General features: G+C 73.3%; 12 protein-coding genes and 1 pseudogene. 9 read left to right on the top strand and 4 right to left on the bottom strand.

The window, feature by feature from the left end; all coding sequences use genetic code 11:
• Positions 1-25: 25 nt before the first annotated feature.
• Together CIK06_RS31840 and CIK06_RS09195 are read right to left on the bottom strand one after the other, a co-directional pair.
• Positions 26-250 (bottom strand): annotated as a pseudogene (locus CIK06_RS31840) (Y4yA family PLP-dependent enzyme); the annotation flags it as partial.
• 382 nt (positions 251-632) lie between these two features.
• Positions 633-1,442 carry an SDR family NAD(P)-dependent oxidoreductase gene (locus tag CIK06_RS09195; RefSeq protein ID WP_095564478.1) on the bottom strand — a complete coding sequence of 270 codons (810 nt, stop codon included), beginning with the start codon at positions 1,440-1,442 and terminating at the stop codon, positions 633-635.
• 531 nt (positions 1,443-1,973) lie between these two features.
• On the opposite strand from CIK06_RS09195, the gene CIK06_RS09190 reads away from it, so the two are divergent.
• The 3 genes from CIK06_RS09190 to CIK06_RS09180 all read left to right on the top strand — a co-directional run bounded on the left by CIK06_RS09190 (position 1,974) and on the right by CIK06_RS09180 (position 4,454).
• The gene (locus CIK06_RS09190) at positions 1,974-2,630 is read left to right on the top strand and encodes a response regulator transcription factor (RefSeq protein ID WP_198348160.1); all 657 of its coding nucleotides are present in this window, start codon (positions 1,974-1,976) and stop codon (positions 2,628-2,630) included.
• Positions 2,631-2,692: 62 nt separating this feature from the next.
• Positions 2,693-3,277: a DinB family protein gene (locus CIK06_RS09185; RefSeq protein ID WP_095564476.1), complete on the top strand. Its 585-nt coding sequence runs from the start codon at positions 2,693-2,695 to the stop codon at positions 3,275-3,277.
• 19 nt (positions 3,278-3,296) lie between these two features.
• Positions 3,297-4,454, top strand: a complete 1,158-nt coding sequence (locus CIK06_RS09180) for an aminotransferase (protein ID WP_095564475.1) — start codon at positions 3,297-3,299, stop codon at positions 4,452-4,454.
• Here CIK06_RS09180 and vioC read toward each other — a convergent pair.
• Positions 4,448-5,476: an arginine beta-hydroxylase, Fe(II)/alpha-ketoglutarate-dependent gene (vioC, locus tag CIK06_RS09175; RefSeq protein WP_095564474.1), complete on the bottom strand. Its 1,029-nt coding sequence runs from the start codon at positions 5,474-5,476 to the stop codon at positions 4,448-4,450. The two genes, CIK06_RS09180 and vioC, sit on opposite strands and share 7 nt — an antisense overlap.
• Positions 5,477-5,708: 232 nt before the next feature.
• Here vioC and CIK06_RS09170 point away from each other — a divergent pair, with 232 nt between their 5' ends.
• From CIK06_RS09170 to CIK06_RS29260, 3 genes are read left to right on the top strand one after another with little or no spacing between them, the layout of a single operon-like run.
• Entirely contained in the window at positions 5,709-6,812 is a 1,104-nt protein-coding gene (locus tag CIK06_RS09170) for an aminotransferase class I/II-fold pyridoxal phosphate-dependent enzyme (protein WP_095564473.1), read from the top strand.
• Positions 6,813-6,837: 25 nt separating this feature from the next.
• Complete coding sequence (locus CIK06_RS09165) at positions 6,838-8,370, top strand: lantibiotic dehydratase (protein WP_095564472.1); 1,533 nt, start codon at positions 6,838-6,840, stop codon at positions 8,368-8,370.
• Positions 8,253-9,236, top strand: a complete 984-nt coding sequence (locus CIK06_RS29260; RefSeq protein WP_157756677.1) for a hypothetical protein — start codon at positions 8,253-8,255, stop codon at positions 9,234-9,236. The genes CIK06_RS09165 and CIK06_RS29260 overlap by 118 nt, the downstream gene beginning before the upstream one ends.
• A gap of 4 nt (positions 9,237-9,240) precedes the next feature.
• Here the strand turns inward: CIK06_RS29260 and CIK06_RS09160 are convergent, their stop codons facing one another.
• Positions 9,241-10,284 (bottom strand): MupA/Atu3671 family FMN-dependent luciferase-like monooxygenase, encoded by a 1,044-nt coding sequence (locus CIK06_RS09160; RefSeq protein WP_095564471.1) that lies wholly within the window; start codon positions 10,282-10,284, stop codon positions 9,241-9,243.
• Between the two features lie 159 nt (positions 10,285-10,443).
• On the opposite strand from CIK06_RS09160, the gene CIK06_RS09155 reads away from it, so the two are divergent.
• From CIK06_RS09155 to CIK06_RS32340, 3 genes are read left to right on the top strand one after another with little or no spacing between them, the layout of a single operon-like run.
• Positions 10,444-13,392 carry a condensation domain-containing protein gene (locus CIK06_RS09155; RefSeq protein ID WP_095564470.1) on the top strand — a complete coding sequence of 983 codons (2,949 nt, stop codon included), beginning with the start codon at positions 10,444-10,446 and terminating at the stop codon, positions 13,390-13,392.
• Positions 13,323-15,371 (top strand): condensation domain-containing protein, encoded by a 2,049-nt coding sequence (locus tag CIK06_RS09150; RefSeq protein ID WP_198348159.1) that lies wholly within the window; start codon positions 13,323-13,325, stop codon positions 15,369-15,371. Before CIK06_RS09155 ends, CIK06_RS09150 begins: the two co-directional genes overlap by 70 nt.
• A complete protein-coding gene (locus CIK06_RS32340; RefSeq protein ID WP_369916191.1) occupies positions 15,272-16,612 on the top strand; it encodes a phosphopantetheine-binding protein in 1,341 nt (446 codons plus the stop codon). The genes CIK06_RS09150 and CIK06_RS32340 overlap by 100 nt, the downstream gene beginning before the upstream one ends.
• Position 16,613 lies beyond the last annotated feature (1 nt).

Raw genomic sequence — 16,613 nt, 5'->3', positions numbered from 1 at the left:
GCTCGGTCACGATCGCCGCCAGCGCCGCGAGTTCGGCCGTCGAGTCGGCGCTGACCGTCACCCCGGCCCGGGCCGCGAGCCAGAGGAAGTCCCGGTTCTTCGGCCCGGTCGCCACGATGCGGTCGGGGCCGAACCCGGCGCCGAGCGCGTGTTGCAGCTCGGCCAGCGACGCGACGTCGATGCCGGCGTCGGTGGCGGCCAGTTCCCGCACCAGCGCGCTGGACCGGTTGGCCTTGTTCGCGTAGTAGATCTGTCCGGCAAGGTGATGCTCGGAATAGACCTTGCGGAATTCCTGGACGTTCTCCGCGAGCTGCTGCGGCAGAACGATGTTCAGCGGCGATCCCAACGCGTCGACCAGCTCACCGAGTAAACCGTATTCCGCCAGCGCAGAAGCCATTCTCTGCTCGATCCGAGGCGAAAGATAGAGCGGCAAAGCGACTCCCATCGAGCCGTCTGACACGGGAAAGTCAGCGTTCCCCACTCTGCGTGTCGACGACCCGTCCCAACGTAACGGATGCGTACGCCGCACGCCAGGCGTGCCAGGAATTGCTTTTCCACGCCGATCCCATTATCAATTCAACATGTATGAACGTGCCCGTTGTCGCAGCTTTCGCGGACGGTCCGGCAGCGCCTCACCACGGCACCGGCACGCGCGAGCGGTAGAAGCCGCCGGTCGGTCCGTCCTGGGGCAGGGTGGCGAGCCAGAGCGGGGTACGGAACGACGTCGCGACGCGCAGCGGCCGCCCCGCGCCGGCCCGCTCGGGCGACGGCAGGCTGGGGCAGCAGGCGTTGACCAGGATGCCGTCCCCGGCCAGTTCGTCGGCGAGCGTGCGGGTCAGCGCGTGCACCGCCGCCTTCGACACGCGGTACGCGGGAAACCCGCGACGCATCCCGGCGAGACTGCCGAGGTCGCTGGAGATGTTGACGATCCGGCCGTAGTGCCGGGCGCGCATCAGCGGCACGATCGCCTGCGTCAGGCGCCACGTCCCGAGCAGGTTGGTCTCCAGCGTCCGCCGCGCCACGTCCAGCGGAAGATCCAGCCCGTCGCCGGCGTCGTCGAGCAGCACCGACGCGGCGTTGACCAGCACGTCGCACCGGCCCAGCCGGTCGCCGAGCCACTGCGCCAGCCGAGCGACGCTGTCCGGGTCGGTCACGTCGAGCTGGCGCACGGCGACCCGGTCGGCGACGTCGCCGAGCACCTCGACGGCGGCCTGCCCCGACTCCCGGGACCGGGTGCCCAGCACGACGCGCATGCCCCGCTCGGCGAGCCGGCGCACGACGCCCAGGCCGATACCGCGGTTGCCGCCGCTGACCAGCGCGACGCGCGCGCCGTCCGGGCCCGACCGGGCGGCGCCGTTGGACCCCGACCGGGCGGCGCCGTTCGACCGGCCCGGCGGCGGCCGGTCGGCGCCGGGGGTCGCGGCGGTGTCGCCGCCGCTCACCGCGCTCCCACACCGACGGCCGCGCCCGGCCAGACCCGGGTGGTGACGCCCGATGACGCCGCCGCGGTGATGGTGCGATACGGCGCGCCGTAACCCCGGCGGGGCCAAACGTAGACCTGACGGTCACGCAGCGGTACGGTCCGGCGGGTACAAAGTGTATGCGTGACCCGACCGATCGATAAATGTCCGCTACGCACTGTCTGTCGTTGGAAATCCCCGTAATGGTCATCTCGCCGCGACATTCCGCACCTGCTTCGGTCGAGGGCGGGTGTCCGCATATCGTGATCCCGACAATTGCGACCGACACGTCCCTGATTGCGGCTACTATCGCCGACCAACCCGTCCCCTAAAGGGTGACCGCGTCCCTCGATGACCCACTGCTACCGTCTAGCGGGCGTCGATATTTTGAGTGACGGCAACCATCGCACGTGCTGTCACCTGCACAAACGCGCAAGGGATGCGCCCGGAGGGAGACGCGCGCACGGCCGTCGATCGACGGCAGCTTTGAGCCATTGGCCGCCGACACGATTGGTGGACACAGTGATACGGACCGATATCCTTGTCAGTTCCCCCGTCTACCTTGTCGGCCTCGTCCACACACTCGACGAAGCCGGAATTCGGGTCGTTGCGTCGCGTACATCCCTTGCCGAGGAGCCGTCCTGGCTCGCCGATGCCGCGCTGATTGATTCTGACGCCCTCGAACAACCGGGCGACCTCAGCCATATCACGGTCACTTCCCGTAACACCGCGGTCCTCGTCCTCAATGGCGCCACCGCCGCCGACGCCACCGCCTTTCTCGACGCCGGAGCGGCCGGCGTGATCAGCAAGTGCGAGTCCGGCGAACGCATCGTCGACGCCGTCCGCGCGGTCGCCGCCGGCCAGGTGGTCGGCGCCGCGAACCCGGCCGCCCCACCCAGTTCCGAACGCACCGAGGCGCCCTCCCAGCAGTTGTCGGAGCGGGAGGAGCAGGTGCTGCGCCAGATCGCCCGGGGACTGACCCACGGCCAGATCGCCACCCGGCTCGGGATCAGCCCGCACACGGTCGACACCTACGTGAAACGCATCCGTGCGAAGCTCGGCGTCGGCAACAAGGCCGAGCTCACCCGCGCGGCCCTGCTCGGGCGGGTCGTCACCGCACCGCCCCGGCCGGAGCACGGCACCACGGACGCGGTGGAACCGGCCGCCTGACCCGCAGGCACCGACGCCGGTGAACACGTCCTCCCGATCCCGAAATGGTAGGTTGTTGCGGCATGAGTGACGCCGACGAGCAGAACACCTGGGGACCGCCGGCCGCCGGCGACGAGCTGGCCACGCTTCTCGGCGGCCTGGAACGGCAACGCGCCACCTTCGCCTGGAAGGTCGGCGGCCTCGACGAGAAGGCGCTGTCCACCCGGCTCGGCACCTCGGCCCTCACGCTCGGCGGGCTGGTCAAGCACCTGGCCTTCGTCGAGGACCTCAAGTTCACCACCATGCTGCTCGGCGAGGACCTGGTGGCGCCGTGGAACGGCGTCGACTGGGAGAACGACGGCGACTGGCCGTGGCATTCGGCCGCGAACGACACCCCGGAGACGCTCTACGGGCTGTGGCACGACGCCGTCGCCCGGTCCCGCGCGTCGGTCGCGCAGGCGGTGGCAAAGGGCGGCCTCGACGTACGGATCGAGTACGGCTTCGGCGACGACCCGGACGAGGCGCTCAGCCTGCGTCGCCTGCTGGTCGACGTGCTTGAGGAGTACGCGCGGCACGTGGGGCACGCCGACCTGATCCGCGAGGCGGTCGACGGCAGCGTGGGCGAGGACCCGCCGGAGGCGGTCCACCCGTTCGTGCCGCCCGCGTAGGTCCGGGAGACCCGCCACCGTGCGACTGGACCGCCGGACCCTCGACCAGATCGACTCACCGATCACCTCCGCCTACCAACTGCTGGACCTGCGGGAGAGCGACGGCAACCTGCTCGACCTGGCGCAGGCCGCACCGCCGTACCCGCCCGCCCCGGTCGTCACCGAGCACGTCACGCGGGTGGCGCGCAGTGCCGACGGCGCGGGCTACACGGAGGTCCCCGGGCTGCCCCGGCTGCGCCGGGCGGTCGCGGCCGAGTTGAGCCGGGACTACCGCGGCCGGATCGAGCCGGACAACGTGGTGGTCACCGCCGGCTGCAACCAGGCGTTCAGCCTGGTGGCCTCGACCCTCGCCGGCCCGGGTGACGAGGTGGTGCTTCCGCTGCCGTACTACTTCAACCACGACATGTGGTTGCGGCTGACCGGGATCACCCCGGTCCATCTGGAACGCGGCCCCGACCTGGTGCCCCGGGCCGCCGACGCCGCGCGGCTGATCACCCCGCGGACCCGGGCGATCGTGCTGGTCAGCCCGGACAACCCGAGCGGCGTGACGGTCGACCCGGACGGCATCGCCGAGTTCGCGGCGCTGGCCCGGCGGTACGACCTCGCGCTGGTCCTCGACGAGACCTACCGGTCGTTCCGGGACAGCGCCGAGCCGGCGCACCGGTTGTTCGCCGACCCGGACTGGGACCGGACCGTGGTCAGCCTGCACTCGTTCTCCAAGGACCTGGCGATCCCGGGCTACCGGGTCGGCGCCGTGGTCGGCTCACCCGCGCTCAACCGCGAGGTGTGCAAGCTGCTGGACTGCGTGGCCACCTGCGCGCCGCGGATCGGGCAGGAGGCCGCCTGGGCCGGGTTGACCCACGCCGCGCAGTGGCGGGCCGAGCGGGCCGCGGACATCGCGGCGCGGCGCACGGCGTTCGCCGCCGCGATGGCCGACCGGCCCGGCGGCTTCGAGCTGCTGTCCTGCGGCGGGTTCTTCGCCTGGCTGCGCCACCCCTTCACCGGCCGGCCCACCGAGGACGTCGTGCGCGAACTGGTCGTGAAGCACGACACGCTGGTCATGCCCGGCACCGGGTTCCTGGGTGCGGACCGGGGCACGCTGCGGGTCAGCGTCAGCAACATCGAGCGCGCCCAGATCCCGGCGTTCGTCGGGCACCTGCGCGACGCCGGTCAGTAGATGACCCGGTTGTCCGGCGCCGGTCGCCACGCCCGCGAGCCACGCAGGTTGCGGGTGACGTTGAGCCGCTTGAGCCAGCGGTCGGAGCCGTCGTAGCGGGCGCGGAACGACTTGCGCCCGTGCACCGCCCGGAAGTTGTCGACGAAGACCACGTCGCCCGGCCGCAGGCTGACGTCCTTCATCCGCGCCTCGATCTGCTCGCACAACCCCTGGAACGCCCGGGTCGAACGCTGCGACCAGCCGTCGGTCTTCATGTGGTACGGATCGAGGGCCATGTAGGGCTGCTGCCGGTCGCCGAAGAGCACCGGCCGCTTGACCGGGTCGTCGTTCCACGACTGGATCAGCGCGAAGCTGCGCTGGCGCAGCCGGTCGACCGTCGGGTCGCCGGTGGACTCGGAGGCGTTCTCCGGCCGGTGCGAGTTGTCCGGCATCTGGGTGAACTCGGGCTCGAACAGCGCCTCCACGTCCAACGCGGACCAGTCCAGGTCGCCCGCGTCGCACACGGTGGTGGCCACGAGGTCGGGATTCTTGAGGCACATCAGCGCCACATAGTCCCCGCGGCACGGGTGGAACGCGTCCTCGGTGTGCCAGGACAGGTGCTGGAGGCTGTTGGAGCCCAGCTCGTAGTGTTCGTGTCCCTTGATCGGCAGGACGTCGTGCATGATCCGCCCGTCCTGCTGGGTGGCCCAGCCGAAGACGTCGCCGAGCACCGAGGCGCAGAGCAGGAAGAAGATCTCCTGCCGCAGCGCCGGCGAGTCGTGCTGGCTGCCGCGCCAGTGCGACGGCGTCGGGCCGAGCTGCGCCTCGTCGACATCGAGGCCGGAGATCAGGCACACGGCCGAGGGCTCGCCCAGCCGGTACGTCTCCAGGAACTCGACCAGATGGCTCGGCAGCAGCCGGGTCAGCACCGGCGCGCGGCGGATCAGCCCCGGGTCCTCGATCGTCCCGTGTTCCTTGGCGAGATCGGTGAGCACCGGAGTGAGCGCCGCGTTGTCCTGCGGCGTCAGCGTCAGGTGATGCATCGCGTACCGCCTCCCGCGGGCAGGGGGACGCCCGGCGCACGGGCGTCTGGCTTGGCAGTCTAGGAGGATCGGCGGGTCACGCATCGGTCCCCGTTAGAAGGGACAGGTGCGCGGATCCGCCGCAAACATATCGTCTGGACTGACCTGCTCAGCAGATCCGCCGCCGGAGCGCGCCGCCGGATTGACGACGTAGGCGGGACGATACGTGAGCGAACTTGCCAACCTGACAACGATGGAAGTCGACGCCCTGACCGACGTCGACGGTGGCCTCAACCTGACCGACGGGCATGCCCGGCTCGACCTCTCGCCGCAGCAGGCAGCCGTCATCGCCCGGCTCCCGGAGATGTTCGCCGTGGCCACCCGGCGATCGTTCCCGAGCATCGAGACGGCCGCGCACCGCGCGTTCCTCGACGCGATCGGCCAGCACAGCGCGCCGGTCGGCTCCGGCCGCATCCTGAGCTGCTACTCCTCCACCCTCTCCACCGACATCGTGGCCCGGGCACTGCCGGCGGGCGCGACTGTCGCCGTGCTGCACCCGACGTTCGACAACATCGCCGACCTGTTCGTGACGCGCGGGCTGAAGCTGGTGCCGCTCTCCGAGGAGGCGCTGCTGCGTCAGGAGTGGCCGGGTGCGCCCGTCGACGCGATCGTGGTGACCAACCCCAACAACCCCACCGGCCTGGTCACGCCCGAGGGTCACCTCCGGTCGCTGGCCGAGCACGCGGTCCGGCACGGGCAGACCGTCATCATCGACGCCAGCTTCCGGGGCCAGGTACGCGACGCGCAGTACGACACGTACGCGGTGCTCGACGCCGCCGGCGCGGACTGGATCGTGATCGAGGACACCGGCAAGCTCTGGCCCACCCACGAGCTGAAGATCGGGCTGCTCGCCTACAGCGAGCGGACCCGCCTGCCGATCGAGCGGGCGTTCTCCGAGTCGCTGCTGGCCGCATCGCCGGTGGTGCTGCAACTGATCGAGGCGCTGGCCGCCGACTGGGTGGACGGGGGCTACGAGCGCGCCCGGGACCTGGTCCAGCGCAACCGGGACGCGGTGCGGGAGGCCATCGGGTCGGTCGGCCTGCGGTTGGCCGATCCCGAGTCGCAGATCAGCGTGGCCCGGGTCGCCCTCCCGGTCGACGGCCCCGACTCCTCGCTGCTCTACAAGGAACTGCTGGAGCGCGGCGTGCACGTGCTGCCGTGCGCCCCCTTCCACTGGGCCGACCCGGAGAGCGGCCTGCGCTTCATCCGCCTCTCCCTCGCCCGACCGCACGCGACCGTCGCCTCCGCGGCGCGCACGCTGGCCGACGCCTACCGGGAGTTGTCCGCAGCCGCCTGAGGGGAGTCGTGTGTCGGGTCGCGCGATGCCGTACCACGTGCCGTTGGGCCGGTCCGGATGGAGCCTGTGGCGCGACGCCGCGCTGCGGGGCACCGGATTCCCGGCCCGGCGGATCCTGGAGATCTGCGACGACGAGCTGGCGGCCGCGGCCGACGCCTGCGACGAGGCGGTGCCGGCCACCGGCGAGCGGTACTCCCGGGCGTACCTGGCGGCGGCCGCGCGACTGAGCGCGGCCGTGCGCCACCTGGCCACCGACCCGCGCTTCCGCGAGGCCGTCACCTGGCAGAACCCGGCGCTGCTGGGTGGTTGCCTGGACCGGCTCGCGGCCGGCGAGCCGCGCAACGTGCGCGGTCGCGGCCACGAGCTGACCGTCGTCAGCTACCTGCAGCGGTACTGCCTCAAGAACGACACCATCGGCTTCTTCGGACCGGTCGGCTGGGCCCTGGTGGCCGGCGCCGATCCGGCCACGGCACCCGACCCGGCAAGCGCACCCGACCCGGCGAAGGCGCCCGACCCGGCCGCGGCGCCCGGGTCGGCCGTGCCCGGTCTGTCGCCGGCTCCCGGCCCGGCGCTGCTGCGCCGGCGGACGACCTACTTCGAGGGCTGGGCGCTGGACGTCCTGGCCGAGGTCCTCGGCGCCCGGCCGGACGTGTGGCCGTGGCTGCGGCCCCGCCGGCTGCCGACCACGGTGCTGACCGGCTGGCTGCTGCGGCTCCCGCTGCGCAAACCGGTCAAGCTGTCGGCCGCGGAGGTGCGCGTCCTGCCGCAGTGCGACGGTGGCCGGGCCGTGCTCGACATCGCCGGCGACCCGCCGGACCCCGCGCTCGTCGCGGCGCTGCTGCGGCTGTGCGAACTGGGCGCCATCCGGATCGACCTGCACGGCGTCGACGGCACCTGGCCGGAGCGGGACCTGGCCCGCCGGATCGACACGATCGCCGACCCGCAGGTGCGGGCGCGCACCAGGGCGCCGCTGGACGAGTTGATGGCCGGCCGGGACGCGGTGGCCGCCGCGGGCGGCGACCCCGAGCGGCTGGCCGCCGCCAGCGCGACGCTGGCCGGCGCCTTCGAACGGATCACCGAGCACGGTGCCGCCCGCGATCCGGGTCGTTCCTACGCGGCCCGGACCCTGGTGTACGAGGACACCGTGCGCGACGTCGACGTGCGGATCGGGCAGCGGATCACCGAGCGGCTGGCCGGACCGCTCGGCGCCGTGCTCGACAGCGTGGTCTGGCTCGCCAACACCGTCGGCTGCGGCTTCGAGGCGCGGGCCCGTGCGCTGCTGGACCGCTCCGGCGGTGAACTGCCACTGGCCAACCTGCTCAACCGCGTCCTGCCCGACCTGCGCCAACTCTCCCGCCGCAGCGTCGAGTGCGACCTGGTCGACGAGGCGACGGCCGGGCTGCAGACCCGCTGGCGGCGGGTGCTGGGCCTGACCCGGAGGTGTTCGACAGGCCGCGGCACCACGTCGACGGCGCCACCGTCGCCGCGCGCGTCGCCGAGCAGTTCGCCACCGGGCCGCCGCGCTGGCCGGGCGCCCGATGGCACTCCCCGGACCTGATGGTGGTCGCCGACGACCCCGAATCGCTGCGCCGGGGCGACGTGGACGTCGTGCTGGGCGAGCTGCACTGCGCCACCAACACCCTCGAAACCCGGCTCTTCGTGGCCCAGCACCCGGATCCCGACCGGCTCCGGGCCACGGCCACGGCCAGCGGGCTCGATCCGCGGATCTCCTTCATCCCCCGCAGCGACGCCGAGGTGCCCTCCCGCATCTCCTGGGCCACCGAGTTGCAGCTACCGGGCTACACGTACGTCTCGGTGGGCGCGGAATCGATCGAGCCGCCGGCCGGCGCCACCACGCTGTCCGCGTTCGACCTGGTGGCCCGCAGCGGCGAGCACGGCCGGGTGACGGTCACCCACCCCGGCCGCGGCCTCGCGTACGACTTCGTCGAGGTCGTCGGCGAACTTCTCGGCCTGATGATCGTCAACGCCTTCCGGGTGGTCGGTGCCGCCCGGCACCGGCCCCGGATCACCGTCGACCGGCTGGTGCTGTGCCGCGAGTCGTGGGCGTTCCCGGCCGCCGAGGCGTCCTGGGCGTTCGTCCGCGACGAGCCGCGGCGGTACCGCCAGGCGCGCCGCTGGCGGGCCGAACGCGGCCTGCCCGAACGCGCGTTCTTCCGGGTGCCGGTGGAGCGCAAGCCGATGGCGGTCGACTTCCGCAGCCTGCCGCTGGTCAACCTGCTCGCCAAGGCCATCCGCCGCACGGCCGAGGCCGAGGCCGTCGCCGGACCCGACGCCGACGCCGACGCCGGCACGGTCGTCCTCACCGAGATGCTGCCCGACCTCGACCAGCTCTGGCTGGCCGACGCGCAGGGCGCCCGCTACACCGCGGAGCTGCGGATGGTGGCGGTCCGCGACCCGCGCTGACCGGTCAGCCGGCCACCCGCTCGTGCAGCCGGCCCAGGTGCTCCAGCGAGCCGAGCACGTCGTCCGGCGCCACCCCGAAGTCGACCAGGCAGGCGATCTCGTCGACGCCGAGGGCGGCGAGCCGGTCGACCACCTCCACCCCGTCCTCCGGCGTGCCGAACAGGCTGCTGGTCTTCACGTACCGGTCGGCGGCGCGGCCGATCAGCAGGTCGCGGTACTTCTGCGGCAGCGTGTTCAGGTCCAGGCCCTCCGGGAACAGGCCCGGCGTCCTGGCGATCAGGTCGATCGAGCTGTGCAGGTAGCGGACGAACGGCTGCCGCACCGTCTCCAGCACCGCGGCCCGGTCGGCACCCAGCATCGTGTGCAACATGACGACGACGTGGCCGCGGGCCTGCGGGCCGTGCGCCTCGGCCAGCTCCGCCCGGTACGCGGCGATGTTGCGGGCCAGCGTCGCGTCGTCCTGACCGAGCAGGTACGTCAGCAGCCCGGCGCCCAGCCGGCCGGCGGTCCTGAAGGTCTCCGGCGATCCGGAGCTGGTGACCCAGATCGGCAGCTCGGGCTGGACCGGGGCCGGGAAGATGCGCACCGGGCGCTTCTCGCCGGAGCCGTCCGGGAACTCGACCTCCTCGCCACGCCAGAGCCGGCGGATCGTCCCGATGGCGTCCACCATGAGGTTCTTGCGGTCGGCGTAGCCCTCCGGCCGGATCACGTAGTCACCCGCGTGCCAGCCGGAGGCGAACGACACGCCCACCCGGCCCTGCGACAGGTTGTCCACCACCGACCATTCCTCCGCGACGCGTACCGGATGGTGCAGCGGCGCCACGACGCTGCCGGCGCGGATCGCCACCCGCTGCGTGACCGCGGCCACCGCCGCGCCGGCCACCGCAGGGTTCGGGTAGCGCCCGCCGAAGCGGTGGAAGTGGCGCTCCGGCGTCCAGACCGCGGCCAGGCCGTGCGCGTCGGCGAACCGCGCGCTCTCCAGCAGCAGCCGGTAACCGGAGTCGGCGGTGTCGGAGTCGTCGGCGAAGAAGAACAGGCTCAGGTCCATTGCCGCTCCCTTGCACAGCCGGCCGGGCAAAGGGCCCGGATCACCACATTGACGCTATGGCGCCGGCCGGTCCCGGCGCTGTCACGTGAAGCCGGGACCGGTGCCGATCCCAATAACAGGTGACAACCGCCCGAAGGCGATGCACCCTAGCGTCGGCTCATGGCGCATCCGTCGTACCCCGAGGTGCAGGTCCAGGATCCGACGCCCGCCAGCGCCGGCCCGGGATCCTCGACGCGGCCCACGCCGCCGCGCACGCCGTACGAGGAAGTGGTGTACGGGATCTGGACCGATGTGCTCGGCGACGTACTCGGGGCGACCGAGTTCGGGGTGCACGACGACTTCTTCGAACTGGGCGGCCACTCCCTCGCCGCCCCCAGGATCGTGGCGCGGATCCGCAAGACCCTCGGGGTGCACGTCCCGGTCCGCGAGTTCTTCGGCTGCCGGACTGTGGCGTCGCTGGCGTCGCTGGTGGCCGCGCAGTCGTCCATCGGGCCACAGACCATCGGGCGCCGGGCGGACCGGGCCGAGGCGGTGCTCTCCTTCGACCAGCAGCGCATCTGGCTGGAACACCAGATGCAGCCCAGCCTGGCCTACAACGTGCACGGCCGGCAGCGGCTGGTCGGCCCGCTGGACGTCGGGGCGTTCGCGGCCAGCATCCGGGCGATCCTGGTCCGCCACGAGGCGCTGCGCACCCGGTTCCCGGTGGTGAACGGCCAGCCGGTGCAGGTCGTCGACGACCTTCCCGACGACTGGCAGCTCGACGTGCACGACCTGCGGGACGTCGCCGACCCGGCGCAGCGGAGCGCCCGGGCGCGCCGGCTGGCCGACGAGCAGGCGAGCACCGCGTTCGACCTGACCGCCGGGCCGCTGATCCGCTGCCTGCTGATCCGGCTCGACGAGACCGAACACCTGCTCAGCCTCACCGCCCACCACATCGTCTGCGACGACTGGTCGATCGGGCTGTTCGCGCGGGAACTCTCGGCGCTGTACGCCGCCGGCGGCGACCCCGGCCGGGCCGGCCTGGAACCGCTGCCCATCCAGTACCGCGACTACGCCGCCTGGCAGCGCGAACACCTGGTCGGCGAGACCCTGGAGCGCACGGTCGGGTACTGGCGGGAACACCTCGCGGGTGCGCCGGGGGTGCTCACCATGCCGCTCGGCCGGCGCCGCGCCGGTGCGCGCGAGCACGGCGAGTGGACCCGCGGGCGGCTCACCGAGGAGGAGACCCGGGCGCTGCACACGTTCTGCCGTGCCCAGGGCGTGTCGCCGTTCATGCTGCTGATGGCGACCCTGGCCACCGTGCTGGCCCGCTGGTCCGGCCAGCGGGACGTGGTGATCGGGGTGCCGACCGCGGGACGCAACGACACCGGCACCGACACGCTGATCGGCTTCCTGGTCAACACGCTGCCGATCCGGGTCGACCTGCGCGACGAACCCACCTTCACCGACCTGCTCGCCCGGGTCCGGCGGGTCTGCCTGGACGGCTACGCACACGCCGACGCACCCCTGGACGTGCTCATCCAGCAGCTCGACGTGCCCCGCGACCCGCGGCACACGCCGCTGTTCCAGGTGGTGCTGAGCCTGCTGAACACCAGCACGGCCACGGCGCAGCTGCCGGGGATCAGCGTGGAGTCGATGGACGGCACCACGTCGCTGCCGACCAAGCTGGACCTGACGGTCAACGTCCAGGAGACCGACCGCCGGATGCACTTCCAGCTCGACTACAACCCCGAGCGGTACGACCCGACGCTGGTCGAGGCGCTCGTCACCCAACTGGAGGCGCTGCTGCGCGCCGTGGTCGAGGATCCCTCCCGTGGCGTCCTGGACTACCCGCTCGGTCCCGCCCCGGCGGTGGACCCCGACGGTCCCGGCCCGGCGGTGGACCCCCACGGTGCCTCCGATTCCAACGGGCACGGCCCGGCCGCGCCGGATTCCAACGGGCACGCCCCGGCCGGGACGGAGCCGGCCGCGCCGCCGGCTCCGGAGGCCGGGCGGGCCGCGGTGGTGACCGGCGAGGGCACGTACAGCTACGGCTGGCTCGGCCACGCCGTGCAGAGCATCGGGCGGGCACTGCCCCGGACCGGGCACGTCGACCTGGTCCACCGCCCCGGCGCGGCGTTCGTGGCGGCCGTCCTGGCCTGTGTGGAGGCCGGCGCCGAGTTCTCGATCGTCGAGGCGGACACGCCGGCGTCGGCCACGGTCTTCGACGTCGCCGAGCATCCGGTCGATCCGGACGGCACCGGGCCGGCGTTCACCGGCCGGGGCGTCGCCGACCGCGCCTGGGCCGCCGGCCGGCTCCCGCTGGCCGGCACCGACCGGGTCGCGGTGCTCACCTCCCGGCCCGGGCACCGGGTGTCGGCCATCGTCAACACCGCCGCCGCCGGAGCCACCCTCCTGGTCCCGCCGGCCGGCGCCGACCTGGACGGCTGGCTCGCCGGGCAGGCCGCCACGGCCGCCTTCCTCGGCCCGCCGCAACTGCGCGCCCGCACCGCCCCGCTGCCGCACCTGCGGTACGCCGTCATCGACAACTCCGGCGAGCTGGTCCCGCACGACATCGTGCGGCTGCGCCGGCTCGCCCCCGGCTGCCACGCCCTCGCCGTGTACGGCACCGACGCCGGCGGCCGGCCACTGGCCACCTACGACGTGCCGGAGGACTTCCGTCCCGGCTCCGCGCCGCTGCGCGTCCCGCTCGGCCACCCGCTGCCCGGCAACCCCGCCGACCGGCCGGCCAGCGTCGGTGAGGTGACGCAGCTGCGCTTCGGCGCCCGGCACACCGGGCACCTCGCCCGCCGGTGGGCCGACGGCACCCTCGAATACCTCGGCCATCCGGGCACGGACCCGGCACAGGACCGGATCCAGACCTACCACGCGCTGCGCGACCTGCCCGAGGTCACCGACGCGGTCCTCGTCGAGCTGGCCGATCCCGACGGCAATCCCGCGCTCGTCGGCTACGTCACCGGCGACGAACCCATCCGCACCGGCGCGGAGATCCGCCAGCAGCTCCTGTTGCGCCTGCCCGACCACCTCACCCCGCGCACGTGGTGGTGCTCACCGCGCTGCCCCGCACCCCGGACGGCGACTACGACCTGGACCTGCTCCCGGACGTGACGGTCGGCGGGCCGGCCGCGCCGACCCCGCCGCGCACCCCGTACGAGGAGGTGGTGCACGAGATCTGGGGCGACGTCCTGGGCGTGCCGGACTTCGGGGTGCACGACGACTTCTTCGAACTGGGCGGCCACTCGCTGCTGGCGCCCCGGATCGTCGGCCGGATCCGGGAAACGCTCGGCGTCGAGGTCCAGGTCGGCGACTTCTTCGGCAGCCGGACCGTGGCGGCGCTGGCCGCGACGGTGGCGGCCCGGTCCGCGGCCGGACCCCGGGTCATCGAGCGCCGGGCGGACCGGGCCGAGGCGGTGCTCTCCTTCGACCAGCAGCGCATCTGGCTGGAGAACCAGCTCGTGCCGAGCCTGGCGTACAACGTGCACGGCCGGCAGCGGCTGATCGGCCCGCTGGACACCGCCGCGCTGGCCGACAGCGTCCGGGCGATCCTGGTCCGCCACGAGGCGCTGCGCACCCGGTTCCCGCTGGTGAACGGCCGTCCCGTGCAGGTCGTCGACGACCTTCCCGAGGACTGGCGGCTCGACGTGCACGACCTGCGCGGCCTGGCCGACGGGGCGCGGCGGGCGGACCGGCTGGCCGACGAGCAGGCCGGGACCGCGTTCGACCTGACCGCCGGGCCGCTGATCCGCTGCCTGCTGGTGCGGCTCGGCGAGGCCGAACACGTCCTGAGCATCACCGCCCACCACATCGTCTGCGACGAGTGGTCCATCGGGCTGTTCCTGCGGGAACTCTCGGCGCTGTACGCCGCGGGCGGCGACCCGGCGCGGGCCGGCCTGGAACCGTTGCCCATCCAGTACCGCGACTACGCCGCCTGGCAGCGCGAACACCTGGTCGGCGAGACCCTGGAACGCACGGTGGCGTACTGGCGGGAACACCTGGCCGACGCGCCGCCGGCGCTGACCCTGCCGGTCCGGCACGACGGGACCACGGTCCGGGACGCCGGCGACCGGGCCCGCGTCCAGCTCGGCGCGGACGAGACCGCCGCAGTGCAGGAGTTCTGCCGCGCCCGGGGCGTGTCGCCGTTCATGCTGCTGATGGCCACCCTGGCCACCGTGCTGGCCCGCTGGTCCGGCCAGCGGGACCTGGTGATCGGGGTGCCGGTCGCCGGGCGCACCGACGCCGGCACCGACACGCTGATCGGCTTCCTGCTGAACACGCTGCCGATCCGGGTCGACCTGAGCGACGAACCCACCTTCACCGACCTGCTCGCCCGGGTCCGGCGGGTCTGCCTGGACGGCTACGCACACGCCGACGCACCCCTGGACGTCCTCGTCCAGCAGCTCGACGTCGTCCGCGACCCGCGCCGCACCCCGCTGTTCCAGGTGGTGCTCAACGTCGTGGGCGGCGCCCCGACGACCCGGCTGAGCGGCATCACGGTCGAGTCGATGGACAGCGCAGCCGCCCTGCCGACCAAGTTCGACCTGAGCCTCAACGTCCAGGAGTCCGACGCCCGGCTGTTCCTCCAGCTCGACTACAACCCGCAGCGGCACGCGCCGGCGATGGTCGAGGCGCTGGTGGCGCACCTGGTGACGCTGCTGGGCGCGGTCGTCGCCGACCCGTCCCGGCCGGTCCTGGACTACCCGCTCGACGCCGGACCCGCCGGACCCGCCGGACCGCAGGACCCGGCTGCGGCCCCGGACCCGGCCGCGCCGTCCCGCCCGGCCGCGCCGGCCGGAACCGCCGCACCGGCCGGATCCTCCACACCGGGCGGAACCGCCGCACCGGGCGCGCCGCCGGCCGAGCACGCCGCCGTGGTGACCCCGACCGGGCGGCACTGCTACGGCTGGCTGGCCGACGCCACCGCGGCGATGGTCCCCGGGTGGCGAACGTGGGTCATCTCGGCGTGGTGCGCCGCCCGTCCGGCTGGTTCGTGGCGACCATCCTCGCCTGCCTGCGCACCGGCACCACGTACTCGGTCATCGACGGCGACTCGACGCTGCCGGCGCGCTACCTCGGCACCACGGACGTGATCGACGTCGCCGACCAGCCGGCCGAGCCGGAGGTCAGCACCACCGCCGGCACCCCGGCGGGCGACGGGATCGGCGAGCACGCGTGGGCGCTGCACCGGATCGGGCTGACCGCGGCCGACCGGGTGGCCGTGCTCACCCACCACGCCGGACACCTCGTCTCGGCCATCGCCAACACCGTCGCCGCCGGTGCCACGCTCCAGTTCGCCCCGCCGTTCCCCGGCACCGACATCGGCGCCTGGCTGCGGGACAGCGCCGCCACCGTCGCGTTCCTCAGCCCGCCCCAACTGCGCGCCCTCGACACGTCGCTGCCCGATCTCCGGTACGCCGTGCTCGACCACCACGGCGAGCTGACCGCCCACGACGTGCGGGCGCTGCGCCGCTACGCCCCCGGGTGCCGGGTCCTGGCCGGGTACGGCACCGACCACCGCGGCCGGCCGCTGACCACCTACCAGGTGCCGGAGGACCACGACCCGGCCACCGCGGCGCTGCGCGTCCCGCTCGGCCACGAACTGCCCGGCCGGCCCGCCGACCAGCCCAACACCGTCGGCGAGGTGGTCGAACTCCGGTTCGGCAGCCGCCGTACCGGTCACCTGGCCCGGCGCTGGACCGACGGCACCCTGGAATACCTCGGCCACCTCGGCGCCAACCCGGCGGACGACCCCGTCCAGACCCAGCACGCGCTGCGGGACCTGCCGCACGTGACCGACGTGATCCTCACCGAACACCCCGACTCGGACGGCAACCCGCGGCTCGTGGCGTACCTGGCCGGCGGCGACCCCGACCAGGACCCGGCCGCGCTGCGGCAGTACCTGGTGCCCCGCCTCCCGGACCCGCTCATCCCGATCCACGCCTTCGTCCTGGACGGCCTGCCGCGCACCCCGCTCGGCGACTACGACCTCGCGGCGCTGCCCGAACCGGACGAGGACGACCTGGCGGCGAACGTCTACGTGGCACCGCGCACCCCTGTGGAACGCCAGCTCACCGAGATCTTCGAGGAACTGCTGGGTCTGGACCGGATCGGCGTGCACGACTCGTTCTTCGAACTGAACGGGTTCTCGCTGCTGGCGACCCAGATGACCGCCCGGGTCCGGGACACCTTCGGGGTCGAGCTGCCGCTGCGCGAGGTGTTCGGCTCGCCCACCGTGGAGGGCGTGGCCCGGCTGATCCTGTGGAAGCAGACCGAACAGTCGGACAGCGCCGCGCTCGAGGCGCTGCTGTCGGAGATCGAGGCAGAGGACTGAG

The organism is Plantactinospora sp. KBS50 (assembly GCF_002285795.1).
GTDB lineage: Bacteria > Actinomycetota > Actinomycetes > Mycobacteriales > Micromonosporaceae > KBS50.
This window is presented reverse-complemented; position numbering and strand designations above follow the sequence as displayed.